This is a genomic window from Pantoea sp. X-Soil-MYKO-1785, from assembly GCF_059730675.1.
Genome location: NZ_AP036000.1, coordinates 1,514,620 through 1,538,955 on the forward strand (window position 1 = coordinate 1,514,620; position 24,336 = coordinate 1,538,955).

At 55.2% G+C, this 24,336-nt stretch carries 27 protein-coding genes; 11 read left to right on the plus strand and 16 right to left on the minus strand.

From position 1 onward, the window contains the following. Positions 1 to 6 precede the first annotated feature (6 nt). Entirely contained in the window at positions 7 to 1,467 is a 1,461-nt protein-coding gene (locus AC6I8D_RS07050; RefSeq protein WP_312052607.1) for a phospholipase D family protein, read from the plus strand. A gap of 299 nt (positions 1,468 to 1,766) precedes the next feature. Here the strand turns inward: AC6I8D_RS07050 and mdoC are convergent, their stop codons facing one another. After that, positions 1,767 to 2,891: a glucans biosynthesis protein MdoC gene (mdoC, locus tag AC6I8D_RS07055; RefSeq protein WP_312052605.1), complete on the minus strand. Its 1,125-nt coding sequence runs from the start codon at positions 2,889 to 2,891 to the stop codon at positions 1,767 to 1,769. A gap of 268 nt (positions 2,892 to 3,159) precedes the next feature. Here mdoC and AC6I8D_RS07060 point away from each other — a divergent pair, with 268 nt between their 5' ends. The 3 genes from AC6I8D_RS07060 to AC6I8D_RS07070 all read left to right on the plus strand — a co-directional run bounded on the left by AC6I8D_RS07060 (position 3,160) and on the right by AC6I8D_RS07070 (position 7,631). Next, positions 3,160 to 4,695 carry a glucan biosynthesis protein G gene (locus AC6I8D_RS07060; protein ID WP_312757316.1) on the plus strand — a complete coding sequence of 512 codons (1,536 nt, stop codon included), beginning with the start codon at positions 3,160 to 3,162 and terminating at the stop codon, positions 4,693 to 4,695. Further along, positions 4,688 to 7,240, plus strand: a complete 2,553-nt coding sequence (gene mdoH / locus AC6I8D_RS07065) for a glucans biosynthesis glucosyltransferase MdoH (protein ID WP_497819845.1) — start codon at positions 4,688 to 4,690, stop codon at positions 7,238 to 7,240. Before AC6I8D_RS07060 ends, mdoH begins: the two co-directional genes overlap by 8 nt. A 151-nt stretch (positions 7,241 to 7,391) precedes the next feature. Then, a complete protein-coding gene (locus AC6I8D_RS07070) occupies positions 7,392 to 7,631 on the plus strand; it encodes a YceK/YidQ family lipoprotein (protein WP_312756560.1) in 240 nt (79 codons plus the stop codon). Here AC6I8D_RS07070 and AC6I8D_RS07075 read toward each other — a convergent pair. The 3 genes from AC6I8D_RS07075 to AC6I8D_RS07085 all read right to left on the minus strand — a co-directional run bounded on the left by AC6I8D_RS07075 (position 7,622) and on the right by AC6I8D_RS07085 (position 9,875). Beyond that, entirely contained in the window at positions 7,622 to 8,023 is a 402-nt protein-coding gene (locus AC6I8D_RS07075; RefSeq protein ID WP_031376539.1) for a MysB family protein, read from the minus strand. The two genes, AC6I8D_RS07070 and AC6I8D_RS07075, sit on opposite strands and share 10 nt — an antisense overlap. A gap of 116 nt (positions 8,024 to 8,139) precedes the next feature. Continuing rightward, complete coding sequence (locus tag AC6I8D_RS07080; RefSeq protein ID WP_312052601.1) at positions 8,140 to 8,406, minus strand: hypothetical protein; 267 nt, start codon at positions 8,404 to 8,406, stop codon at positions 8,140 to 8,142. 545 nt (positions 8,407 to 8,951) lie between these two features. Then, on the minus strand, positions 8,952 to 9,875 hold the full coding sequence (locus tag AC6I8D_RS07085; RefSeq protein ID WP_497819846.1) for a Kdo(2)-lipid IV(A) acyltransferase: 924 nt from the start codon (positions 9,873 to 9,875) through the stop codon (positions 8,952 to 8,954). A gap of 254 nt (positions 9,876 to 10,129) precedes the next feature. Between AC6I8D_RS07085 and trhO the strand changes: the two genes are divergently transcribed. Beyond that, a complete protein-coding gene (trhO, locus tag AC6I8D_RS07090; RefSeq protein ID WP_497819847.1) occupies positions 10,130 to 11,179 on the plus strand; it encodes an oxygen-dependent tRNA uridine(34) hydroxylase TrhO in 1,050 nt (349 codons plus the stop codon). A 40-nt stretch (positions 11,180 to 11,219) separates the two neighbouring features. Here trhO and AC6I8D_RS07095 read toward each other — a convergent pair whose 3' ends face one another. The 9 genes from AC6I8D_RS07095 to grxB all read right to left on the minus strand — a co-directional run bounded on the left by AC6I8D_RS07095 (position 11,220) and on the right by grxB (position 17,606). Further along, a complete protein-coding gene (locus AC6I8D_RS07095) occupies positions 11,220 to 11,795 on the minus strand; it encodes a YceI family protein (RefSeq protein WP_312052596.1) in 576 nt (191 codons plus the stop codon). Position 11,796: 1 nt separating this feature from the next. After that, positions 11,797 to 12,369, minus strand: a complete 573-nt coding sequence (locus AC6I8D_RS07100) for a cytochrome b (RefSeq protein ID WP_497819848.1) — start codon at positions 12,367 to 12,369, stop codon at positions 11,797 to 11,799. A gap of 294 nt (positions 12,370 to 12,663) precedes the next feature. Next, the gene (solA, locus tag AC6I8D_RS07105) at positions 12,664 to 13,776 is read right to left on the minus strand and encodes an N-methyl-L-tryptophan oxidase (protein WP_497819849.1); all 1,113 of its coding nucleotides are present in this window, start codon (positions 13,774 to 13,776) and stop codon (positions 12,664 to 12,666) included. Positions 13,777 to 13,873: 97 nt separating this feature from the next. Continuing rightward, on the minus strand, positions 13,874 to 14,128 hold the full coding sequence (gene bssS, locus AC6I8D_RS07110) for a biofilm formation regulator BssS (protein WP_031376545.1): 255 nt from the start codon (positions 14,126 to 14,128) through the stop codon (positions 13,874 to 13,876). Between the two features lie 249 nt (positions 14,129 to 14,377). After that, on the minus strand, positions 14,378 to 14,650 hold the full coding sequence (locus tag AC6I8D_RS07115) for a hypothetical protein (protein WP_031376546.1): 273 nt from the start codon (positions 14,648 to 14,650) through the stop codon (positions 14,378 to 14,380). 146 nt (positions 14,651 to 14,796) lie between these two features. After that, positions 14,797 to 15,042 carry a DNA damage-inducible protein I gene (dinI, locus tag AC6I8D_RS07120; RefSeq protein ID WP_003849907.1) on the minus strand — a complete coding sequence of 82 codons (246 nt, stop codon included), beginning with the start codon at positions 15,040 to 15,042 and terminating at the stop codon, positions 14,797 to 14,799. 62 nt (positions 15,043 to 15,104) lie between these two features. Next, positions 15,105 to 16,148 carry a dihydroorotase gene (gene pyrC, locus AC6I8D_RS07125; RefSeq protein ID WP_497819850.1) on the minus strand — a complete coding sequence of 348 codons (1,044 nt, stop codon included), beginning with the start codon at positions 16,146 to 16,148 and terminating at the stop codon, positions 15,105 to 15,107. A 131-nt stretch (positions 16,149 to 16,279) separates the two neighbouring features. Then, positions 16,280 to 16,843 (minus strand): lipoprotein, encoded by a 564-nt coding sequence (locus AC6I8D_RS07130; RefSeq protein WP_312052590.1) that lies wholly within the window; start codon positions 16,841 to 16,843, stop codon positions 16,280 to 16,282. Between the two features lie 115 nt (positions 16,844 to 16,958). After that, the gene (gene grxB / locus AC6I8D_RS07135; protein ID WP_312052588.1) at positions 16,959 to 17,606 is read right to left on the minus strand and encodes a glutaredoxin 2; all 648 of its coding nucleotides are present in this window, start codon (positions 17,604 to 17,606) and stop codon (positions 16,959 to 16,961) included. A gap of 357 nt (positions 17,607 to 17,963) precedes the next feature. On the opposite strand from grxB, the gene rimJ reads away from it, so the two are divergent. From rimJ to murJ, 4 genes are all read left to right on the plus strand, one after another. Further along, the gene (rimJ, locus tag AC6I8D_RS07140) at positions 17,964 to 18,554 is read left to right on the plus strand and encodes a ribosomal protein S5-alanine N-acetyltransferase (protein ID WP_312052587.1); all 591 of its coding nucleotides are present in this window, start codon (positions 17,964 to 17,966) and stop codon (positions 18,552 to 18,554) included. 15 nt (positions 18,555 to 18,569) lie between these two features. Continuing rightward, positions 18,570 to 19,205, plus strand: a complete 636-nt coding sequence (locus AC6I8D_RS07145) for a YceH family protein (RefSeq protein ID WP_497819851.1) — start codon at positions 18,570 to 18,572, stop codon at positions 19,203 to 19,205. Position 19,206: 1 nt separating this feature from the next. After that, a complete protein-coding gene (locus tag AC6I8D_RS07150; RefSeq protein WP_312756575.1) occupies positions 19,207 to 20,124 on the plus strand; it encodes a Gfo/Idh/MocA family protein in 918 nt (305 codons plus the stop codon). 125 nt (positions 20,125 to 20,249) lie between these two features. Next, entirely contained in the window at positions 20,250 to 21,788 is a 1,539-nt protein-coding gene (gene murJ, locus AC6I8D_RS07155; RefSeq protein WP_312756577.1) for a murein biosynthesis integral membrane protein MurJ, read from the plus strand. Positions 21,789 to 21,849: 61 nt separating this feature from the next. On the opposite strand, the gene flgN is transcribed toward murJ, so the two are convergent. The 3 genes from flgN to flgA all read right to left on the minus strand — a co-directional run bounded on the left by flgN (position 21,850) and on the right by flgA (position 23,352). Next, the gene (gene flgN, locus AC6I8D_RS07160) at positions 21,850 to 22,281 is read right to left on the minus strand and encodes a flagellar export chaperone FlgN (RefSeq protein WP_312052583.1); all 432 of its coding nucleotides are present in this window, start codon (positions 22,279 to 22,281) and stop codon (positions 21,850 to 21,852) included. A gap of 5 nt (positions 22,282 to 22,286) precedes the next feature. Further along, positions 22,287 to 22,589: a flagellar biosynthesis anti-sigma factor FlgM gene (gene flgM, locus AC6I8D_RS07165; protein WP_031376554.1), complete on the minus strand. Its 303-nt coding sequence runs from the start codon at positions 22,587 to 22,589 to the stop codon at positions 22,287 to 22,289. Between the two features lie 103 nt (positions 22,590 to 22,692). Then, positions 22,693 to 23,352, minus strand: a complete 660-nt coding sequence (gene flgA, locus AC6I8D_RS07170) for a flagellar basal body P-ring formation chaperone FlgA (RefSeq protein ID WP_312052580.1) — start codon at positions 23,350 to 23,352, stop codon at positions 22,693 to 22,695. A 154-nt stretch (positions 23,353 to 23,506) separates the two neighbouring features. Between flgA and flgB the strand changes: the two genes are divergently transcribed. Then, complete coding sequence (gene flgB, locus AC6I8D_RS07175; RefSeq protein WP_031376556.1) at positions 23,507 to 23,920, plus strand: flagellar basal body rod protein FlgB; 414 nt, start codon at positions 23,507 to 23,509, stop codon at positions 23,918 to 23,920. 2 nt (positions 23,921 to 23,922) lie between these two features. Continuing rightward, positions 23,923 to 24,327, plus strand: coding sequence for a flagellar basal body rod protein FlgC (flgC, locus tag AC6I8D_RS07180; RefSeq protein WP_031376557.1), 405 nt, complete (start codon positions 23,923 to 23,925; stop codon positions 24,325 to 24,327). Positions 24,328 to 24,336 lie beyond the last annotated feature (9 nt).

Sequence of the window (24,336 nt, forward strand, 5' to 3'; positions counted from 1 at the left end):
ATGGTCATGACCGAAGCGTTTGAGCTGTCTCAGCAATCCGAACAGCCCAGCTGGCTGGAAGCGCAGCTGGTGCCACAGTGCCAGCGCCATCCGGGGCTCAGCGGGATTTATCCGCTCAGCGACGGGCTGGACGCCTTTGCGGCGCGCTACCTGCTGATGCAAAAAGCGGAGCGTTCGCTCGATATTCAGTACTACATCTGGCAAAACGATCTCTCTGGCCGGCTGCTGTTCAGCGCGATGCTGGAGGCGGCACAGCGCGGGGTGAAAGTGCGTCTGCTGCTGGATGACAACAATACGCCGGGCCTGGATGAAACGCTGGCCCAGCTCAATCGTCACCCCAATATTGCGGTGCGACTGTTTAATCCTTTCTCGTTTCGCACCCTGCGGGCGCTGGGCTACCTGACCGACTTTGCCCGGCTGAACCGCCGCATGCACAATAAAAGCTTTACCGTTGATGGCGTCACCACGGTGGTCGGCGGGCGTAACGTCGGCGATGAATATTTCGGAACCGGCAATGAGCCGCTGTTCGCCGATCTCGACGTGCTGGCGATCGGCCCGGTGGTCGATGAGGTGGCGCAGGATTTTGAACGCTACTGGAACAGCCGGCCGGTCTCGCCGCTGCAGCAGGTGCTGGACGAGCAGGAGCGGGAGGAAGACAGCGTTAGCCTGCCGGCCGAGTGGCGTCACAGCGAGGCGGTACAGCGTTATCTGCAGCGCCTTGAAAGCGCCTCGCTGCTGCAGGATCTGGAGCAGGGCAGGTTAGCGCTGACCTGGGCCAGAACCCGGTTGCTGAGTGACGATCCGCGTAAGGGGCTGGGCAAAGCGCGTCGGAAAACGCTGTTGCCGCAACGGATGCTGGAGGTGATCGGTACGCCGCAGCGGCAGTTCGACATTATCTCCGCCTATTTTGTCCCGACCCGCGCCGGCGTGGCGCAGCTGCTGTCGCTGAAGCGCAAAGGGGTAAAGATTGCCATTCTGACCAATTCGCTGGCCGCCAATGATGTGTCGATTGTGCACGCCGGTTACGCTAAATGGCGCAAGAAGCTGCTGCGTCACGGCATCGCCCTCTATGAACTGAAGCCGCAGGCGGCGCTGCAGGATGCGCCGCACGATCGTGGCTTAACCGGTAATTCTGGCTCTAGCCTGCATGCCAAAACCTTTTCGGTCGATCAGCAAACGCTGTTTATCGGCTCATTCAACTTTGATCCGCGTTCAGCGGTACTCAATACCGAAATGGGGCTGGTGATTGAGAGCGAGGCGCTGGCAAAGGAAACCCATCAGCGTTTTAGCCAGTCGATGCGCGATCGTGCCTGGACGCTGCGGCTGGATAAGTGGGGGCGGGTCAACTGGCTGGAATATCCGGATGAAGCGCAACAGGTGGTGCACAAGCACGAGCCTGGCTGCTCGTGGTGGCAGCGGCTGCAGGTGCGGCTGGTGTGGCGCTTGCCGATTGAGTGGCTGCTGTAAGCTGGGCGCTGCTCAGGCTCAGGCTCAGGCTCAGGCTCAGGCTCAGGCTCAGGCTCAGGCTCAGGCTCAGGCTCAGGGAGCATACGGCCTCCGCAAAGACGCAAAACCCGCCATCTCTGGCGGGCTCAGCGCGGGCGGTTACGCACCGCATCCCTGAGGTGCGCCCGTCGCCGGGCCAACGCTCTGCGTTGTTCAAAAACGCTCCCGGCGTTTTTGTCCGCTTTACTTCTGACCTATGCTCCCATCGCTTGAACGCGTCAGCAGACGGAAGCCAAACCCATCAATTGCCTTTACCCGGCTTATTTGCGTTCAAACTTACCCGAGAACAGGAAACGCAGCAGCGGTATCCGCAGATGAATTTCATACAGCAGGAAGGCGATCCCGAACACCATCAGCAGGCCGAGGAAGAAGCCCAGCGTGTTGTTTTCGATGCGCGGGGTGACGTAGATGCCGTACAGCAGGGTCAGTGGATGGTGCACCAGATAGATGAACAACGACGCATTGACCAGGTACATGATGCGCGGCGAATGCGCGTTCAGCAGCTTGTGGCCAAAGCAGAAGCAGACGCTCAGCATGCACAATCCCATCAGGGTTGAAATCAGGGCATCCAGCTCATACAGCCAGCCTTCGCCGCTGCTCAGGCGCTGATTGGCGCAGTAGGCAATAAACATCACCACCGCGCCGACCCACATCAGCGGATTGAAACGCACAAACAACTGCTTCAGCGGCGGATGTTTCCATGCCAGCGCGCCCAGCATAAAGAACGGCAGATAGAAGAGAGTTTGCATCACGATAATGCTGAACAGGCCATCCATCAGCCAGGCTGGCTGGAACAGGAAGATCAGGCGGCGGAACAGACACCACAGTAATGCCCAGGCCGTGACGCCCGCGGCCAGTGAACCCCAGCCGACCCGGCTGTAATCAGTGGTGCTGTGCTGATCGCGCAACCAGCGGAATGTCACCATCCCAAGGGTTGTCAGCATCACCAGCACCACCAGAAACCACAGGTGCGAGATCAGCTCCCACATCAGGTTATTAAATTTTTCATATGGGCTGAAGCGCGGCCAGTCGGCCAGCTTGCTGGTCCAGTTTTTCAGCATAAAAAACTGCGGCAGGGTTATCAGCGGAATAGCCGTCAGTAACGGGATGCCAACCCGCTCAAGCCGCACCTTCAGAAAGCGTCGCGGCTGATAGCGCAGATAGAGCATGTAAGAGAAATAGCCCGAGATGACGAAAAACACCTGCATACGAAACGCATGAATAAAGTCATTGAACAGCGTCAGCCATAGCGAGGCTTCTGTGCTGTTAACTGCCCATTTCTGCGTCGAGTAAATCAGGGAGACGTGAAACGGTACTCCCAGTAACATCAGATACGCCCGGATTGAGTCGAGGAAGTATTCACGTTCAGGTTTTGCTGTACTCATAAAGTTCCAGTTCGTTAGTACGTATGACCGGTTTCGCCCTGAAACCGGATTATGCTCGGGCAGAATTCTACCTGCGATAAACAAGGTATACTATCAGTGGAATCCGTAGTGTTTAATTGTCCTAAAAGCGGGTGTTTGCCTGACGAAATGCGGGAACAATGTTGCGCATAAGCTGTCGGAAAACCGAATAATCCTTTAAGATAAGCGGGTTTGATTTAAGCACACGAAAGGGGGGGATGTGCTGACTAAAGAAAAAAATAAAGCCGGACTGATGAAGGTACGCTGGATTGGTACTGCGGTTCTGCTGGCGTTATACGCCAATAACAGTTGGGCGTTTAACATCGATGATGTTGCCAGACAAGCCAAAGCGTTGGCAGGGAAAAGCTTCGAAGCGCCAAAAAGCAATTTACCCTCTCAATTTCGTGAAATGAAATTTGCTGATTATCAGCAGATCCAGTTTAACCACGATAAAGCGTACTGGGGCAAACTGCGCACGCCGTTCAAGCTGGAATTTTATCACCAGGGGATGTATTTCGACACCCCGGTGCAAATTAATGAAGTGACCGCGAACGCGGTGCGAGAGATCAAATACAGCCCCGATTATTTTAATTTTGGCAATGTAAAACATGATGCCGATGCGGTGAAAAACCTCGGATTTGCCGGTTTCAAAGTGCTCTACCCGTTAAACAGCAAGGGTAAAGACGATGAGATCGCCAGCTTCCTCGGTGCCAGCTATTTCCGGGTAATCGGTGCCGGTCAGGTTTATGGGCTGTCGGCCCGAGGCCTGGCGATTGATACTGCGCTGCCGTCCGGTGAAGAGTTCCCGCGTTTCAAAGAGTTCTGGATTGAACGTCCGAAGCCGCAGGATAAACAGCTGGTGATCTATGCACTGCTCGATTCGCCGCGCGCCGCGGGTGCCTATCGCTTTGTGCTGCGTCCGGGCCAGGCGTCGACCGTTGACGTGCAGTCGAAAGTCTACCTGCGTGACAACGTCGGTAAACTGGGCGTAGCGCCGCTGACCAGTATGTTCCTGTTCGGTCAGAACCAGCCATCCAACGTGAGTAACTTCCGTCCGGCGTTACATGACTCAGACGGTCTGTCGATTCACAGTGGTAACGGTGAATGGATCTGGCGTCCGCTGAATAATCCGCGCCATCTGGCGGTCAGTACCTACACCATCGAGAGTCCGAAAGGGTTTGGTCTGCTGCAGCGTGGACGTAACTTCGACAACTATCAGGATCTTGACGATCGCTACGACCTGCGCCCAAGCGGCTGGGTTGAGCCATTAGGCGACTGGGGCAAAGGCCGGGTAGAACTGGTTGAGATCCCAACGGCTGATGAGACCAACGACAACATCGTGGCGTTCTGGACCCCGGAGACGTTGCCGGAGCCGGGCAAAGAGATGAACTTCAAATATCGCCTGCACTTCTCACGTGATGAAAATCAGCTGCACTCTGACGATACCGCATGGGTGAAAAATACCCTGCGTTCAGCGGGTGACGTGAAGCAGTCTAATCTGGTGCGCCAGCCAGATGGCACCGTGGCTTTCACCATCGACTTCGTGGGTAAAGACATGAGCAAGATGGCGGAGAACAGCCAGGTGGCACCGCAGGTCAGCGTGGGTAAAAACGCGGATGTGGTGGAGCAGAGCGTACGTTATAACCCGGTCACTAAAGGCTGGCGTCTGGTGTTGCGTCTGCGTGTGAAAGACAACAAGCAGCCCACCGAAATGCGTGCGGCGCTGGTTAGCGGCGACAAGACATTGACGGAAACCTGGAGCTATCAGTTACCTGCCAATGAATAAATCGACTTTTACACCTCAACGTTACGTGGAATCCCTGCCGCTGGATGCGGCGGGGAAGGCGCGCCTCAGCGCCTCGCTGCAGAATGCGGCAGCGTTTCACTTCATTCATGATGCGCTGGGCAAGGATGTGGCCGCCAGCGATCGTCCCGATGATGCGCCGTTAAAATCGGTGTCATCGCGGGTCGAAATGGCCTGGCCCGACTCGCTCGCTAACGGTCAGCAGCTGGGTAAAGATGACCTCGATCGTACCACGCTAAAGGCGATGCCGAAGGTCAAACGCTCGCTGATGTTCCCGGAAGCGTGGCGGACCAACCCGGTCGCGCGCGCCTGGGACTCACTGCGTGGACATAAATCGGTGCCGCGCTACGCCAATGCGGAAGAGCAGCGTGCAGAAGAGAAATGGCGTCATGTCGGATCGATTCGCCGCTATATCCTGCTGATCCTCACCATCATGCAGACCGTGGTTGCCACCTGGTACATGAAGACCATTCTGCCGTATCAGGGCTGGACGCTGCTGGATCCGATGGAGATGATCAATCAGAACTGGCAGCAGTCGGTGATGCAGATCCTGCCGTATGTGTTGCAGACCGGCATCCTGTTCCTGTTCGCCATTCTGTTTTGTTGGGTCTCGGCCGGTTTCTGGACCGCGCTGATGGGCTTCCTGCAGTTACTGATTGGTCGCGACAAATACAGCATTTCCTACTCTACTGTCGGGGATGAACCGCTTAATCCGGCGCACCGTACCGCGCTGATTATGCCGATCTGCAACGAAGATGTTGAGCGGGTTTACGCCGGTTTGCGAGCCACCTGGGAATCGGTGGTGCGGACCGGCAACGCTGAGCATTTCGACGTTTACATCCTCAGCGACAGTTACGACGCTGATATCGCCATCGCCGAACAGAAAGCCTGGATGGAGCTGGTGCGCGACGTCGGCGGTGCCGGCAAGATTTTTTATCGCCGTCGTCGTCGTCGTGTGAAGCGTAAAAGCGGCAACATCGATGACTTCTGCCGTCGCTGGGGCAGCAACTACAGCTACATGGTGGTGCTGGACGCCGACAGCGTCATGAGCGGTGAGTGTCTGACCGGTCTGGTTCGCATGATGGAAGCCAACCCCAACGCCGGTATTATTCAGTCGTCGCCGAAAGCATCCGGTATGGACACGCTGTATGCGCGCTGTCAGCAGTTTGCCACCCGCGTTTACGGTCCGCTGTTTACCGCTGGCTTGCACTTCTGGCAGCTGGGGGAATCCCACTACTGGGGGCACAACGCGATTATCCGGGTGAAACCGTTTATCGAGCACTGTGCGCTGGCACCGTTACCGGGTGAAGGCTCCTTTGCCGGATCGATTCTGTCGCACGACTTTGTTGAAGCTGCGCTGATGCGTCGTGCCGGCTGGGGCGTCTGGATTGCCTACGATCTGCCGGGCTCGTATGAAGAGCTGCCACCGAACCTGCTGGATGAGCTGAAGCGTGACCGTCGCTGGTGCCACGGTAACCTGATGAACTTCCGACTGTTCCTGGTGAAAGGGATGCACCCGGTTCACCGTGCGGTGTTCCTGACCGGTGTGATGTCTTATCTGTCAGCACCGCTGTGGTTCATGTTCCTGGCGCTCTCTACCGCCTTGCAGGTGGTGCATACGCTGATGGAACCGACCTACTTCCTGCAACCGCGCCAGCTGTTCCCGGTGTGGCCGCAGTGGCGTCCGGAACTGGCGATAGCGCTGTTCTCCACCACGCTGATATTACTGTTCCTGCCGAAACTGCTGAGCGTGATATTGATCTGGTGCAAAGGGGCGAAAACCTACGGTGGCGCGATCCGTCTGTTCATCTCGCTGATGCTGGAAATGCTGTTCTCGGTGCTGCTGGCTCCGGTGCGCATGCTGTTCCACACCGTGTTCGTGGTCAGCGCCTTCCTCGGCTGGGAAGTGGTATGGAATTCGCCACAGCGTGACGATGATGCCACGCCGTGGAGCGAGGCGTTTAAACGTCACGGTTCGCAGATGGCACTGGGACTGGTGTGGGCAATCGGTATGGGACTGTTGGATCTCAACTTCCTGTGGTGGTTGTCACCGATTGTCTTCTCGCTGATTCTGTCGCCGTTTGTGTCGGTGATGTCGAGCCGGGCAACCATCGGTATCAAGAGCAAGAAGGCCCGACTGTTCCTGATCCCGGAAGAGTATGAGCCGCCGAAAGAGCTGGTGGACACCGATCACTACCTGCAGCTTAACCGTGAGCGGGCGCTGGAAAATGGCTTTATGCACGCGCTGTTCCACCCGGCGTTTAACGCGCTGGCGACGGCACTGGCGACGTCACGGCATAAGCAGAGTCAGCTACTCGACTACGCCCGCGATCGCCGCGTCGATCAGGCGTTAAGCGATTCGCCGGATAAACTGAATCGTGAACAGCGTTTACAGCTGATCAGCGATCCGGTGGTGCTGGCACGTGTGCATACCCGGCTGTGGGAGAACGCTGAGAAGTATCATCAGTGGGTGGAGAGTTATCAAAAACTCACCCTCAACCCCAACGCGCTGGTCAAAAACGCGTAAAATGAAAAAGCGGCAGCGATGCCGCTTTTTTTTGCCGGTTATTCGCGGCCAGAGTAACAGCAGAGTTGAGCTGGTTGTGGCGGGATAAATCGGGCTAACGGGGCGCGCAGCGCGGGATAACGATAATGATTGTTAGTGGCGGGTATCAGTGGTGAAACGGTGTCTGAAAACAGCGGTGTTAGCGCTGGCGGTGATCTGTCTGAGCGGTTGCGGCAGTATTATCAGCCGTACCGTGCCCGGTCAGGGGCACGGTAATCAGTACTATCCTGGGGTACAGTGGGATGTACGTGACGGCGCCTGGCGCGTATTGACTATCCTTGACCTGCCGCTGTCGCTGGTGGTTGACACCCTGCTGTTACCGGTCGACGCCAGCCATGGTCCTTACGAATAACCGCGATCGGAGTCGCTGTTATCATCTTCCCACTCCTGCGCAGCGGCTTCACCCTCTTCGGTATCCAGCGGCGGCTCCAGCTGAAACTCGCCGTCGTCCCACTCGTGCAGGGTGTTTTCCGCTAACCACTCCTGACGCAGTTCAACCTCATCGAAGTCAGCATCAAAAATCGCCTGAGCGGCCTCACCGCTGCGAATTGGCAGGCATTCACCTGCATCGCCTTCGTCAGCCAGAAACTCCGCCTGCCACATAATATCACCGTCCTGCATGACATATTTTTGCAGGCCAAACTGGCTTACCGATGCATCGCCTTCCTCAAGTTCCGGGTGGTTAGCGAGAAACTCTTCACGTGCAGCATCAATCGCTTCCTCTAAGGTACTGTACATGCTCATCGCTGTTCTCCTTGCCTGGTTGATTTGATTTCAGTGAAGAATAGACGAAATCTGGCGGAGGGAAAGGGCGGGGAGGTTTGATTGGCGGGAAATAAAGCACTTCCCGCCATTCACGGTCAGACTCCTTTTTGCGGGAAGTGCAGAACCGGGCGCACCGACTCATGAATCACCGGCGCAGAGTAGCGAATACAACATTTTATACAGGGCTTGACTTTCTTAAAGTTAATTCGGGCGATCGATAATGCCTGACTCAGATTATATAAGGTACCAATAAATATTACGTCTTCTTTATCCGGCATCCGCCGGCATCCTTTCCGGTGAAGCGCATGATAGTTGTCCTGATCGGTGCTGATTGTCACATAATAGTAGAGGCCTTTATTCATATTATAAGTCCTGCTAAGAAGGTTGCTGTGTGTCATCTTTTTATGTTTTTGCCTTCGCAGTTAAGCATCTAACTGTCACAGCAGAAATTACCGATAACCACTCACATATTCAAATGCAATAATGGCCTATCAGACTATTGAAATTTTGTAAAAACGGAATATGACACAGCACGCAACGACAATTGCTTGTTAATTAAGTTAATTTTACTGGATTAATAAGCTGCGGGAAATGATTAAGCCTTGCTAAATAGGAATTGACCTGGCGTTCATATAAATTAGCGCCGCCGGTGAATATAATAAATCGTTAAAAAATTAATTTATCCGGCACAAAAAAGGACGCCAGCCCTGCTAACTCACTGTAGATGGGTTAAGGATGCTAATTATATCGTGCAGTTATCAGTTAATCCGATCGCGGTGTTGATTAATTACTGGACCGGGAATCGGGCCGGCGTAGGCTGGCAGCAGCAAAAGATTGTTTTAGCCGGGCAGGAATAAAGCGAAAATCGCGCTAAACGGCCCCATAGCGACCGTTTAGCGTCGGTGATTTAATAGCGTGAGGGTTCCCCTTCCGGACGGGTTTTGAAGCGGCGATGCAGCCACATATACTGTTCAGGAGCCAGTAAAACGCCTTCCTCAACCACCTTATTCATCCGGGCTGCGGTCTCTTCCTCGCTCGCCAGGGTAAAGGCATCACTGATGTCAGGTAAAATCATCAGTTCATAACCCCGGCCTTCTGGCAGACGGCGCGGTACAAACGGGATCACCGCCGGTTTACCCATGCGGATTAACAGATGGGTGCCGACCGTGGTGGCCGCTTTGTCGACGCCAAAAAACGGCACAAACACGCTGCTGCGCGGGCCGTAATCATGGTCGGGTGCGTACCAGATGATATCGCCACGTTTCAGGGCGCGAATCATCCCTTTAAGATCTTTACGATCGAGCATGCTTTTGTTGGAACGCATCCGGCCATGCACCTGCAGCCAGTCAATCAGCTTGTTGTCGTTCGGCCGGTAGACGCCGATGCCCGGGTTATGGATGCCAAACATGCGGGCACCAATCTCCAGCGTCAGAAAGTGCATACCAATCAACAACACGCCGCGCTGAGTGTCGTGCGCCTGCTGAATATGCTCTAAGCCAGAAGGTTTATGCCATTTGTTAATCCGCCAGTCGGGCCAGAACCACGCCATGCCGGTTTCAATCAAGCCCATGCCGACGGATTCGAAGTTGTGCTTAACCATCGCTTCACGATCGTTGGGCGGCATATCCGGAAAGCTTAATTCCAGATTACGGCGTGCAATGTTAACGCGACGCTTCATAAAGCGCATGCCTATACGGCCAATATTGCAGCCGAGCACATAAAGCAGGGGATAAGGAAGTAGCACCAAAAGATAAAGGAAGAACACGCCCAACCAGGTTAACCAATAGCGTGGGTGAAGCAGTTCTCGTGAAAATTGAGGCAACTGGGTCATGTGAAATTGTTTTTTCCTGCGTCGCGCACCGTGCGGTGCTGATATCTCGTTGATTTTCACTATTGTGCCAGTTTTTATCTTGCGTATAAATGTCACTGTCAGCGTCAATTCTTTCGGTCAGTAATATAGGCGAGCCGGCAGTGCGGGAAAAACAGCCAACCGGCAATCAATTTGGCCGGTGGTCTTTGCATCCCGTTGAAATCAGGTATCATGTGCGCGCTAAATTTCTTCTATTGATAACAGGAACGAACACCATGCCAGTGTTACATAACCTCGTTTCCAATAAAGAGCTGAAGGCGCGCATGCTGGCTGAAACCGAGCCGCGCACCACTGTCTCTTTTTATAAGTATTTCCAGATCGCCGATCCTAAAGCGTTTCGTGATGCACTCTATCTCGGTCTGACCGCCCTTAAGGTGTTTGGCCGGGTTTACGTCGCGCACGAAGGGATTAACGCCCAGATCAGCGTTCCCGCCAGTCAGTATGAAAAGATGAAAGCCCATCTCTACGGCTTTGACCCGGCGCTGAATAATCTGCGAATGAACGTTGCGCTGGACGACGACGGTAAATCCTTCTGGGTGCTTCGCCTGAAAGTCCGTGACCGGATTGTGGCGGACGGCATTGCCGACGGTACGTTCGATGCCAGCGACGTGGGGCAATACCTTAAAGCCGCAGAAGTGAACGCCATGCTGGACGATCCGGATGCGGTGTTCGTTGATATGCGTAACCATTACGAATATGAAGTCGGTCGCTTTGATAACGCGCTGGAGGTGCCAGCCGACACCTTCCGCGATCAGCTGCCGATGGCGGTTGATATGCTGCAGGACAAAAAAGACAAAAAGATTGTGATGTACTGCACCGGGGGAATTCGCTGCGAGAAAGCCAGTGCCTGGATGCGTCATAACGGTTTTGAAGATGTCTACCACGTCGAAGGCGGCATTATCGAGTATGCCCGGCGTGCCCGTGAGCAGGGGTTACCGGTCCGATTTAAAGGCAAAAACTTTGTCTTTGACGAGCGGATGGGTGAGCGTATTTCTGATGATGTGCTGTCGAACTGTCACCAGTGCGGTGAACCGTGCGACACTCACGTCAACTGCGTCAATGATGGTTGCCATCTGCTGTTTATTCAGTGTAAAAGCTGTGCAGAGAAGTTTGAGAACTGCTGTAGTCCGCTCTGTCAGGAAGAGGCGAAACTGTCGCCGGAAGAGCAGCGTGCCCGTCGCGCCGGGCGTGAAAACGGCAATAAAATTTTCAACAAGTCGCGTGGTCTGTTAAACATGACCATCCCGTCACCGGTTAAAAAATAAGTGATACCGCCTGAAGCCTGGCTTCAGGCGGTATAGCCGTTTACTGACGTACGCCTTCTACCGAAATCATCAGCTGAACCTTTTGCGAGGCTGGTCCGAGATCTTTGGTGATATTAAAATCTTTCAGCGCAATTTCGCCCTCGGCTTCGAAGCCTGCGCGATAGCCGCCCCACGGATCTTTACCTTCACCCAGCAGTTTCGCTTCCAGCGTTACCGGTTTGGTCACACCGTTCAGCGTCAGGTCGCCGGTAATTTCCAGCTCATCACCCTCTTTTTTCACTGATGTCGATTTGAAGCTGGCCTGTGGATTTTTCCCGACGTTCAGAAAATCGGCACTGCGCAAATGCTTGTCACGTTCAGCGTGGTTGGTATCAATGCTGTTGGTATTGATGGTGACGTCGACTTTATCAGCTGAAGGGTTGCTTTCATCAAAGCTAAAGCGGCCGTCAAAATCTTTAAAGGTGCCGTACAGCCAGCTGTAGCCTAAATGCTGAATACGAAACTGAATAAAGGCATGCTGGCCTTCTTTATCAATTTTATACTCAGCGGCGTTAGCGGTCAGTGAACCCAGCAGCAGGCTGGCGCCCGTCATGGCCAGTAGCGTCTTCTTTAGCATATTAATTCTCCTTTTCAGCGGGTAAAGGGATGAGCAAACCTGACATCCGTTTTAAGGTGGTATCGCGGTCGATAAAGTGATGTTTTAACGCGGCCAGACCGTGCAGCAGCGAAAGGATCACTACCGTCCAGGCCAGCCACAGGTGGATATCGCCAGCCAGATCGGCCTGTTCGCCTGCACCACTCAGCAGTGCCGGCAGGTAAAACAGGTTAAAAACGGCAATCGGCTTGCCATCGGCAGTGGAAATGAAATAGCCGCTGAGCAGGATTGCCAGCAGCAGCGTGTAGAGCAGCCAGTGCGCAACCACTGAACTGATGCGCACCTGCCGGGAATAGCTGCTTAACGGTTTAGGCGGCGGCGATATAATCCGCCACAGCAGGCGAATCACTAATGTCAGCAACAGAATCACGCCAATACTTTTATGGATTTCCGGCGCATCGTGATACCAGCTATCGTAATAACCGAGGCCGACCATCCATAATCCAAGCGCAAACATGGCGTAGATAACCAGCGCCATCGACCAGTGCAGTAGCACCGCGATCAGACCAAATTGATGAGGGGTATTTCTTAACATAGTTTATTTATTCAGGTGAAATAATCTGAAATAAGCATCTACATTATGAAATATAAAAGCAATCGACCTTACGCTTCTATAACTTTCTTTCGCGATAGTGAAAAGGGTGAATTAAAAAGACGATATATGCGCAATATTACTGAATGAGTTATTTTCACCGCGTGGGACGTCAGTCAAAAAAGACCAGAATTGACTTTCAGTGCGAATTATCTGTACTGCTAATGTCAGCAATATTCAATTTTCTTCAGTTTTTGTCAGTCGGGTGCTATCAGATGATACCACCCGAAAGAAGAGTCAAAAGCGCGAGAGGCGGAAGGGGGTCAGATCGAATGAGAACGGCTTTTGCTGAGCAAATTCTGCCGCCAGTTCACCCAGCACGCTGGCGAATTTAAAACCGTGACCGCTTAAGCCGGTAATCAGTAACCGATTCGGTTCGTCTGGCAGGGTATCGATAATAAAATCTTCATCCGGACTGAAATCGTAACTACAGGCTTCGCCGTGCAGACACACGCCAACACCCGGCAAAAACTGACGCAGGAAACCAAACGCTTCGCTGCCATCTGCCGCGACGGTGCCAAAGGGTTTACGATCTTCAGGCTGCTGCATCAGCTGGCCGCCATCATGGCGTCCCACTTTCAGCGCATTGTTATCCGCCGGGAAGCCATAAAACTGGCTGCCATCCGCCATCTCAACGGTAAAGCCCGGGAACTGGTTGTTCTCACTGTAGCGACCATCCGCCTGATACCAGGCAAATACCTTGCGGGTCGGGGCAACCGGCAGGTTGGGCACCAGTTTACCGACCCAGGTGCCAGCACTGATCAGCATCTTGCGGCCGCGGTATATGCCGTCGAGGGTAGTCACCTGTTGCAAATCGCCGTCGCGACCTATTTCAGACACCGGGCAGTTGAACAACTGGGCACAGCCCGCCTGTTCTGCCAGCTGGATCCAGCTGCGGACTGCCTGCTCGCATTTGAGGTAGCCTGACTGCGGCTCAAACACCCCCAGATAGCCTTCGGGCACGTTGATCTGCGGCCAGCGCTTGCGCACCTCATCCGACTGCATCACCTCAATATTGAGCTGCCATTGCCTGGCGCTGTCGATAACGTTCTGAATAAACGCTGACTGAATCGGTGCCAGGTTCAGCACGCCGCTGCGGTGCATGATACGTTCACCGGCGCGCTGTTCCAGCTCATCCCACAGGGTTTGCGCGCGCAGCACCAGCGGCACATAACGTTCGCCTTCACCGTAAGCGTGGCGAATCAGCCGGCTGTCACCGTGATGCGTACCCTGATTGTGCGGCGGATGGGCGCTGTCGATCATCAAAACCGACAGGCCCGCCTGGGTCGCATAGTAGCCTGCCGCCGCGCCCACTGAGCCGCTGCCGACAACGATAAGATCATAAATCATGGTAACCCTGCTCCTGAAAAAGACAGATAATCAAAAGCATAACAGAAACAGAAACGAAAAAGGCACCCCTGAGGGCGCCTCTTTGATGTGGCAGGAATTAGTGCTTCTTAAGGAGTCGTTCTACTTGCTCGGCTGATTCAATCTTAGCGATACCCGCTTCGAGGATCGAGATGAACTGCCTTGCCACATCCGTTGTCAGCCAGTAGGTCGGGCCAACATCCGCTTCTTCTTCTTTTTGATCCTGCGACGATAACGAGTGCAGGCGGATCATCATGGCATCATAACTGTCAACGGTACTGATATCCCAACCCACCAGCGGATGGGTCTGAATCACATCTTTTCTTCTGTCCATTATAACCTCCTTATTACTCGTTAAACGAAGTGCATGATGAGGTTCAATGCGGCTTTTTTATTCCAATAGCGGGACTATTATAACAGTAAACCGGGCTATTACTGATGAAAAAATGCCTGCACCCAGCTTCTCACAGAATATTTGTGTTTAAAAGGTGGTGGATGAAAAAATAAAATGCCTGACGGTCAGGCATTTTAATCAGTGATTCTATAGCAGCAGAAAAGCGGGGGAGGGAACCTGGAGCCGCGGTTAAAGCGCCGGGGTTTCCGGTGCGATGCCGCCACCGCGCTTTTGCAGCGCTTCGGCCAGACGGGCAAAATGCTGTTGCAGTTGCTCATCATGGTTCTGGTTTTGAGCTTCCAGTGACAGATTGTGCACCAGCAACTGACTGGCACGATCGTCAAGACAGAAAATCAGACTGGAAAAGGCATTTTCCAGCACCGTCAAACGACGCTGCTGATCACCAATCAGTGCTAACAACTCACCAAAGGTCATCGCCTCTTCCGGTTTATCAGTAGTCATGGTATCGCACCTCCTGTTATGCATGACGAGCGCAAGGATAGGGCATTGATCATTCAGAGTCTAGATGCAGCGATGGGGAAGTGCGAGAGGGGAGAAAAGATAAAAAAACCGGGTGGCGAAACCCGGCAAAAACAGCACAGAGGCGGTTAATCGGTAATGAACCAGTCGTCAGCGCTTTCCCACGTTTGCTGCAGGATTTCGCTGATCTGATCGCGAGTCTCTTTGCCCCCGCCCAGCACGCTCAGGTTATTGGCGCTGGCGTAGCGCACTTTCACGTGATTGGTGCTGTCCGGGAACTGTTCGTCAATGCGGCGCGACAGCTCGTCGCTCAGCGCTTCTATCGCGCCCGCAGGAAGAGGTCGGGTATTCGATACGGTAATTTCAACACGCATAGGAGCCTCCAGATAAGATACTGTATATATTTACAGTATCATCAGGCTGGAGGCAAGCGAAATTATGCAATACGCCAGTTCAGCGTCTCACCGGCAAGGAACGGCACCAGTGAATGCGCGCCGAGCGCGATGCTCTCCGGCACCTGCCATGATTCACGTACCAGCGTAATGCGGCTGTCGTTGAGCGGCAGGCCGTAAAAGCGCGGGCCGTTTTCAGAGCAGAACGCTTCAAAATGCGCCAGCGCATCCAGCTCTTCAAATACCGTGGCGTAGGCCGCTAACGAGGTCGGCGCACTGAAAACACCAGCGCAGCCGCAGCTGGCTTCTTTCAGGTGACGCAGGTGCGGCGCGGTATCGGTGCCGAGGAAGAAGCGCGGATGGCCGCTGGCCACCACCTGACGTAGCGCCTCCTGATGCACATTACGCTTGAGGATCGGCAGGCAATAGAGATGCGGACGAATCCCGCCGACCAGCATGTGATTGCGGTTAAACATCAGATGCTGCGGGGTGATGGTTGCGCCGAGCGTCTCATCGGCCGCTGCCACGTACTCTGCTGCCTCTTTAGTGGTGATATGCTCCATCACCACTTTCAGTGCCGGAAACTGCTGGCGAAGCGGCATCATCACCGTCTCAATAAAGCGCGCCTCGCGATCGAAAATATCAATGTGGGCATCGGTAACCTCACCGTGCACCAGCAGCGGCATACCGAGTCGCTGCATCCGCTCCAGTACGCTGGCGATGGCGCCGATGTTGGTGACGCCGTGGCTGGAGTTGGTGGTGGCATGCGCCGGATAAAGTTTGGCGGCGGTAAACAGGCCGGCAGTAAAGCCGCGCTCCAGCTCATCCGGGTCAAGCGAATCGGTGAGGTAGCAGGTCATCAGCGGGGTGAAGGCGTGGTCAGTGGGCAGCGCCGCCAGAATCCGATCGCGGTAGGCTTCACCGGCCGCCACGCTGGTCACCGGCGGCACCAGATTGGGCATCACAATGGCACGACCATTCACCGCGCTGGTATACGGCAGCACCGTTTTAAGCATTTCATCGTCACGCAGATGAATATGCCAGTCGTCAGGACGGCGGATAGTAAGTTGCTGAGGTTGTGCAGTCATTAATAAGGCTCCGGCAGAAAGGAAACGAAAGGCACGTTTAGGCCGGGGTCTAAGCATAAGGATTCAGGCAACCGTTTGCACCTGCTTTTTGCAGCCGGATGAAAATCCGCGCCCTCAGGCGCGGCCGTTGTTCAGTCAGTAAACGGGATCACCAGCTCACCCGGTTTTACTTCCAGCCCTTTGGCAAATTTCTTCGCTAGCGACTCCGCTTTACTGCGATCGGTACTTAGCACGTAAGCCGGCTTCTGATCGAAATAACTTTTCAGCGACTGATTCAGATAGGGCGTCAGCGTCTTGATGATCGAGGCCATTTTATCTGGCGTGACCTGCGCATCAACAATCTCCAGATCGCGCAAATATATTGCTCCCTGCTGCTGATCGAACACCGGCTGAGCGCGCATCTTCAGCTGCATATCGGCCTGCTGCGGTCCGAACAGCGAAGTGACATTGATCTTCGCGTTACCGGAAAGCGTCACTTTGCCTGGCTCTTCACGGCCAATCTGGCTGGTGAGATTATTGAGCACGATATGGGCGTTAACCAGTCCGGAGAGCCCGATATCTTTCTCATAGTTATTGTGCTTTTGCAGCGCCTGATTCACTTCCTGTTCGCTGATAGTGTACTGCGTCAGTTGATTACAGCCGCTAACCAGCAGCACCAGTAACAGAGCGGCAAGGCCGGAAAAACCCTTTTTCATCGATATTCATCCTAAATGACGAAGCTAATTGAACAGCGCATAGCGTGCCTGAATGCCTGTCAGGTGTCATCAGGAAAGGGATGAGAAACGCATTCGGTTTCTCATCCGTTAGGGGTTACTGGGCGATCGAGGAGAGCAGATTGACCTGGGTTTGCTTGGCCATATTATCGCGGTACTCCGCGACTCTGGCCGGCCAGTCGATACCGGCAACCAGCGTCAGCGAGCGTAGCAGCGGAAACAGATTAAAATCATCCTCAGAAAGTTCACCGTTAACCGCATTCGGCTGAACAATTAATTTGTCGAGCTGGCGCAGATCGCCGCTGACATTTTTGATCATCCCGGCAGCATGACTTTTCAGCTCGGTGAAATCCCCGATGCTGGCCTGCTTTTTGTTGCGGAAGTAGTCGCGCGCTTCCGGGGTGGCAAACTCAGCGAAAGGTGCCTCGGCGATGCGTGGCAACAGCAGTTTGTTAACGTAGCTGTTCATGTGGCGCAGCCAGTCGGCGATGGCCGGATTAAGGGCACCGGTGATCAGTGGCTCGCCCTCCAGCCGATCAACATAATGCACGATATCCATACTCTCCGGCATGGCGCTGCCATCCTGCTTTTGCAGAATCGGGGCCATTTTCTGACCGATCAGTCGTTTCGGCGTTTCTTCGTCATCATTGAGCATCACTACCAGCTCAACCGGCAGATTTTTCAGGCCGAAAATCATCCGCGCCTTAACGCAGAAAGGGCAGTGTTCATAGATATACAGCTTCATCCTGATCTCCTTTGTTGACAGCATGAATCAATTCATCCTGTTTTCGGACTCGCCAAAAAGTATGGAAGAGATTAAGCGGCAGGGCAAACCTGTGTCCGCCTCGGGCGTGGGGCCGATGGCCGCCCGCGCGGGGCCGGGCCGGCTGGCAGATGCTTGATGGCACGCCAGAGAAGCCGATGGCCGCCCGCGCACGGCCGGGCCGGTCATCACCACACATATCGACGACGATAACAGAGCAAAATCAAGGTGTTTGCAGCTTGAACGCCGGTAACGTTTTACCGCAGCCCAGGCGGCGGTTATAGTGAAAGCAGGGTAATTACGGCTCATCATTATCGGCCATTGATTTCAGGAGTCAGGATGTTTGGCTATCGTTCTGCCGCGCCCAGGGTGCGATTAACCACCGACCGGCTGGTGGTCCGTCTGGTTCACGAGCGTGATGCCTGGCGGCTGGCAGATTATTACGCAGAAAACCGCCTGTTTTTAAAGCCGTGGGAACCGGTGCGCGATGAAAGCCACTGCTATCCCTCAGGCTGGCAGGCGCGTCTTGGGCTGATTACCGATATGCATAAGCAGGGATCGGCATTCTATTTCATTCTGATGGACAGCAATGAAACTGAGGTGCGCGGCGTCGCTAACTTCAGCAACGTGTTGCGCGGTTCGTTCCACGCCTGTTATCTGGGCTACTCACTCGGCGAGAAATGGCAGGGGCAGGGCATGATGTTTGAAGCGCTGCAGTCGGCTATCCGCTATATGCAGCGTCAGCAGCATATCCACCGCATCATGGCTAACTATATGCCACACAACCAGCGCAGCGGCGATTTGCTGGCGCGGCTCGGATTCGAAAAAGAGGGTTACGCCAAAGATTATCTGTTGATCGACGGCCGCTGGCAGGATCACGTCCTGACGGCATTAACCTGGCGAGAATGGACGCCCGATCGGCGTGGATAATAATAAGGAGTCAGCATGAAATTGACGTTGTCAGCAGCGGCTTTGCGCGTATTGGGCTGTCTGCTGGAGAAAGAGGTGACGACGCCGGAGCAGTATCCGCTGTCACTGAATGCCGTGGTCAGCGCCTGTAATCAGAAATCGAACCGTGAGCCGGTGATGAACCTGAGCGAGACCGAGGTGCAGAATCAGCTCGATCAGCTGGAAAAAATGCATCTGGTGACCGCCAGCAGCGCATCGGGCCAGCGGGTGGTTAAATATGCCCAGCGCTTCTGCAACTCCGCCTTTGGCACGCTGAAGCTTAACAGCGCGGAAGTGGCTGTACTCACACTGCTGCTGTTGCGCGGTGCCCAGACGCCGGGTGAACTGCGTACCCGCAGCGGACGGCTGCATGAATTTACCGACGTCAGTGAAGTGGAACAGACGCTCAACGCGCTGCTGCAGCGTGATGACAGCGCCACGGTGATCCGTCTGGCGCGAGAGCCGGGTCGGCGCGAACACCGATTTATCCATCTGCTGAGCGATGAGGCGGAACGGCCACAGCAGAACGACGCCGCAGAGCCGGACGATCTCACCGCGCGCGTTACCGCGCTGGAACAGCAGGTGGCGCAACTGCAGGCGCAACTCAGTCAACTGCTGCAACCGGAGAGCTAAGATGACGTTACGTATTGGCGTGGTGGGACTGGGCGGTATCGCGCAGAAAGCCTGGCTGCCGGTGTTGTCAGCGGCCACTGACTGGACGCTGGCGGGGGCCTTTTCGCCCAATCAGGCCAAAGCCCGGCCGATCTGCGACAGTTTTCGCATGCCCTGTTTCAGTTCGCTCGACCAACTAGCCGCCGCCTGCGATGCGGTGTTCGTCCACAGCAGCACCGCGACCCATTATCAGGTAGTCAGGGCGCTGCTGCTGGCCGGCAAAGATGTTTGTGTTGATAAGCCACTGGCGGAAACCCTCGATCAGGCGGAAGCGCTGGTTGAACTTGCCGCACAGCAGCAGCGCAAACTGATGGTGGGTTTTAATCGTCGCTTTGCTCCACGCTATCAGCAGCTCAAAGCTGAGATGGGCAGTGTCGCCTCGTTGCGGATTGAAAAACACCGCAGCGACAGCGTCGGACCGCACGATCTGCGTTTTACCCTGCTGGATGACTATCTGCACGTGGTGGATACCGCGCTGTGGCTCGGCGGTCAGCCGTTGAGTGACGTGCAGGGGCGCATTACCACCACCGCGCAGGGAGAAATGCTTTACGCTGAACACCACTTTACCGTGGCCGGCGTGCCGATCACCACCAGCATGCACCGGCGTGCCGGCAGCCAGCGTGAGCGGGTCAGCGCGGTGTGCGAGCGCAAATGCATTGATATCAGTGAAATGCGCGACTGGCAGGAGGAAACCACCGACGGTCTGCTGATCGCGCCGCCGCCCGCCTGGCAGAGCCATCTGGTGCAGCGCGGCTTCAGCGGCGCGGCACACCATTTTATCCAGTGCGTGCAAAATCAGACGATGCCCGAAACCAGCGGTGAACAGGCCCTGCTGGCGCAGCGTGTGGTGGAAAAACTGTGGCGTGATGCCACACAGTAATAATGCCTTGTAACACTCCGTGCTGGTCATTTCCCGCCGTGGCAGTAGACTATCGCCGGGCATCATCCGGATGCCCGCGCTAAGTCTCTCATTTTGCCGATTCTTTTCAGGATGCGCCGTCAATTATGAATTTGTTGAAATCGCTGGCAGCGGTCAGTTCCATGACCCTGTTTTCCCGCGTACTGGGCTTTGCCCGAGATGCCATTGTGGCCAGGGTGTTTGGCGCCGGAATGGCGACCGATGCGTTCTTTGTCGCCTTTAAACTGCCCAATCTTTTACGGCGTATCTTTGCTGAAGGCGCCTTCTCACAAGCGTTTGTGCCGATTCTGGCGGAATACAAAAGTAAGCAGGGCGATGAAGCGACGCGGCTGTTCCTCGCCTATGTCTCCGGCCTGCTGACGCTGGCGCTGGCGCTGGTCACGGTGGCAGGGATGATCGCCGCGCCGTGGGTGATTATGGTCACTGCGCCGGGCTTTGCCGACAGCGCCGATAAGTTCGCGCTGACCAGTTCGCTGCTGCGGGTGACCTTTCCTTATATCATGCTGATTTCGCTTGCCTCGCTGGCGGGGGCGGTGCTGAACACCTGGAACCGCTTCTCGGTTCCGGCGTTTGCCCCGACCCTGCTGAATATCAGCATGATTGGTTTCGCGCTGTTTGCTGCACCGCATTTCCATCCGCCGGTGATGGCGCTGGCGTGGGCGGTGGTGGCAGGCGGCGTGCTGCAGCTCGGTTATCAGCTGCCGCACCTGAAAAAGCTCGGCATGCTGGTGCTGCCGCGCCTGAACCTGCGTGATGCCGGCGTCTGGCGGGTCATGCGCCAGATGGGACCGGCGATTCTCGGCGTCTCGGTCAGCCAGATCTCGTTGATCATCAACACCATTTTCGCCTCCTTTCTGGTATCAGGATCGGTGTCGTGGATGTATTACGCTGACCGGCTGATGGAATTTCCGTCCGGCGTGCTCGGCGTGGCGCTGGGAACCATCCTGCTGCCTTCGCTGGCTAAGAGTTTCGCCAGCGGCAATCACGATGAATATTCCCGGCTGATGGACTGGGGCTTACGCCTCTGCTTTTTGCTGGCGCTGCCGAGTGCGGTGGCACTGGGGATGCTTTCTGGCCCACTGACCGTGGCGCTGTTTCAGTACGGTAAGTTTACCGCCTTTGATGCGGCAATGACCCAGCGGGCGCTGATCGCCTATTCCGTCGGGCTGATGGGCTTAATTGTGGTTAAAGTGCTGGCACCGGGCTTTTACTCGCGGCAGGACATCAAAACCCCGGTTAAAATCGCGATTGTTACTCTGATTATGACTCAGCTGATGAACCTGGCGTTTATCGGCCCGCTGAAGCACGCCGGTTTGTCGCTGTCGATTGGTCTCGCGGCCTGTCTTAATGCAGCGCTGCTCTACTGGCAGTTGCGTAAAAAGCAGATCTTTATGCCACAGCCCGGCTGGACAGGCTTTCTAATCCGTCTGCTGATTGCGGTGCTGGCGATGGCGGCGGCGCTGTTTGCGATGCTGCAGTGGATGCCAGCGTGGGAACAGGGTTCAATGCTGTGGCGGCTGCTGCGTCTGGCGGCGGTGTGTGCGGTCGGGGGCGGCGCTTACTTTGTGACCCTCGGACTGCTCGGCTTCCGGCTGCGCGACTATGCGCGACGCACGGCGGTTTGATAAAAAACAGGCATGCAAAAAATCCCGCTACCTGGCGGGATTTTTTTTGCCCGGTCAGGCGTCAGGCTTTGCGGCTGAGTGTCGCCTGACCTTTACCCATCCCATCGGGACCATAAAACGCCTGAGTCTGGTGCGGTTTCAGCACCTGCAGCGCATCCTCAGTGTAACGAATCTGATGTTGCAGCAGCAGGCCATTATGCACGTTGGCATCCTGCAGGCGACGGGTGTGCTGCTGAATACGTTGCCAGCGGCTCGCCATGTCGCTCTGACCACGATAAGGTGCCGGGGTTGCCAGGCTTTGCTCGGCGGTACGGCGCATCTCATCCAGATAGTTCAGCGTACTGAGCAGCGCACCTTTATCTTCAGTGATACGCTGCAACAGGTTGCTGTTAATGCTTCCGGCTGACAACTGCTGCTGCTCTTCTTCCAGCAGGGTTGTCAGCGATGCCAGCACATCCTGCATCTTATCTAATGTGGTCAGCAAATTACTCATGGGGACTAGTTACCCTCTAAATACGCCTTAGTGTCGGCAATCAGCGCGTCGGCGATCTTGCCGGTATCCATTTTTAGTTCGCCATTACGAATGGCGGTTTTCAGTTGTTCAACCCGCTGGACGTTGATGTCCTGGCTGCCTGGCTGCATCAGCTGTGACTGCGCGCTGCTCAGGCTGACCTGGGCGGCGGCTGGCGTGCTGGCCGCTGGCGTGGTGCTTTGACGCACTTTGGTGCTGGCCGGCTCGCTGGTGTCGCGGCTCTGTACGGTGCTGGCGGGTTTCAGCGGTTGCGTTCTGTCGATGCTCATATTCGGGCTCCTGTACGGTCAGGGGAGTCTGCCACCTGAATCAGAATAGCGTAATTGCTTAGTTGATTCTTCTATCGGCAGAACAACTGGCTTCTTTAACGCTTTATAATGTTATAAGAATATTCCCATCATCCCGCACCCGACCGCTGACAACCTGCCCATTTCCCATTCGTACCCGCACCCACTGAGACTGGGTGGCATTGTTCAGTGCCTTACCCTCGCCGCTGGCGTCAAAACCGTCGCCACTGGCGATTACCATTACGCTCTGACCCGCCTTTACCCGCCACGGCTGACGCAGCATCGACGGATTAATCGGCTGTCCCGGCTGAATGTCACGTAGCACCACGGCATCGGCTACCGCCTCATCGTTCAGCAGCGCACGCGCCGGCAGGGTATCGAGCCGGCCGGTCTGCAGGCTGAAATCCGCCGCACTGACGCTGCTGCCGCGTGTTAACAGCCGGTTTGCGACCAGATAAGGTCCGGTGACCTGCACCTGAACCTGAATGTAGCGGCGGTTCTCACCGCAGTTAGCGGCCACGCTCATGTTGCCCCACAGGCGGCTGTTGCCCGGCAGGGTGAATTTCGGCGCGTCGCAATCGGGCCACTGGGCCTGCGGCGTGCGGACCACCACGGTCATGCCGTCGGCATGCTGGGCGTCGCGCGCTTTAAAAAATTGGTTCAGTTGTGCACTGAGATCGCCGGCGGTGACCGGCAGGGCGATCAGGACCAGCAGGCTGGCCAGCAGGGTTTGATATCCACGCATGGTGTTTTTCCTCACTGATGATGGCAACGAGTGTACGCGCAGCAAAAATTATTCAAGAGCCAAAATAGCGTGGGTTTTTGGCCTTATTCAGACGATCACCTCTTGCTTTTCCAAATTAAGCTGCCAGCTCGAAATTCTCATTCGCGGAGGAACCATGCTCGACAAACTGGATGCGGCGCTGAAATTTGGTACGGAAGCCCTCAACCTGCGTGCTCAACGTCAGGAGATCCTGGCGTCAAACATTGCCAACGCCGATACCCCTGGTTATCAGGCCCGGGATATCGACTTTGCCAGCGAGCTGAGTCGGGTGATGGCCAATGGTCGTGCGGAAGGCAGCAGCATGGCGTTAAAAGTCACGTCAGCTCGCCACATTGAAGCGCAGACCAACTCGGCACCGTCGATGGACATGCTCTATCGCATTCCCGATCAGCCAGCCGCCGACGGCAACACTGTAGATATGGACCGTGAACGTACTCAGTTCGCGGATAACAGCCTGAAATATCAAACCGATCTCACCCTTATCAGTAGCCAGATCAAAGGCATGATGAGCGTGTTACAAGGGCAATAATTATGGCCTTGCTGAACATTTTTGACATTGCCGGCTCAGCGATGACCGCGCAATCACAGCGATTAAACGTCAGTGCCAGTAACCTGGCCAACGCCGACAGCGTAACCGGCCCGGATGGGCAACCTTACGTCGCCAAACAGGTGGTATTCCAGACCGATGCCGCGCCTGGCGCAGCCACCGGCGGCGTGAAAGTGGCGAAGGTGGTGGACGATCCGACCCCCGCCAAACTGGTGTATGACCCGGGTAACCCGATGGCCGATGCCAAAGGCTACGTCAAAATGCCCAACGTGGATGTGGTCTCTGAGACCGTCAACACCATGTCAGCGTCACGCAGTTACCAGGCGAACGTTGAAGTCCTCAACACCGTGAAGTCGATGATGATGAAAACCCTGACGATCGGGCAATAACGGAGAACA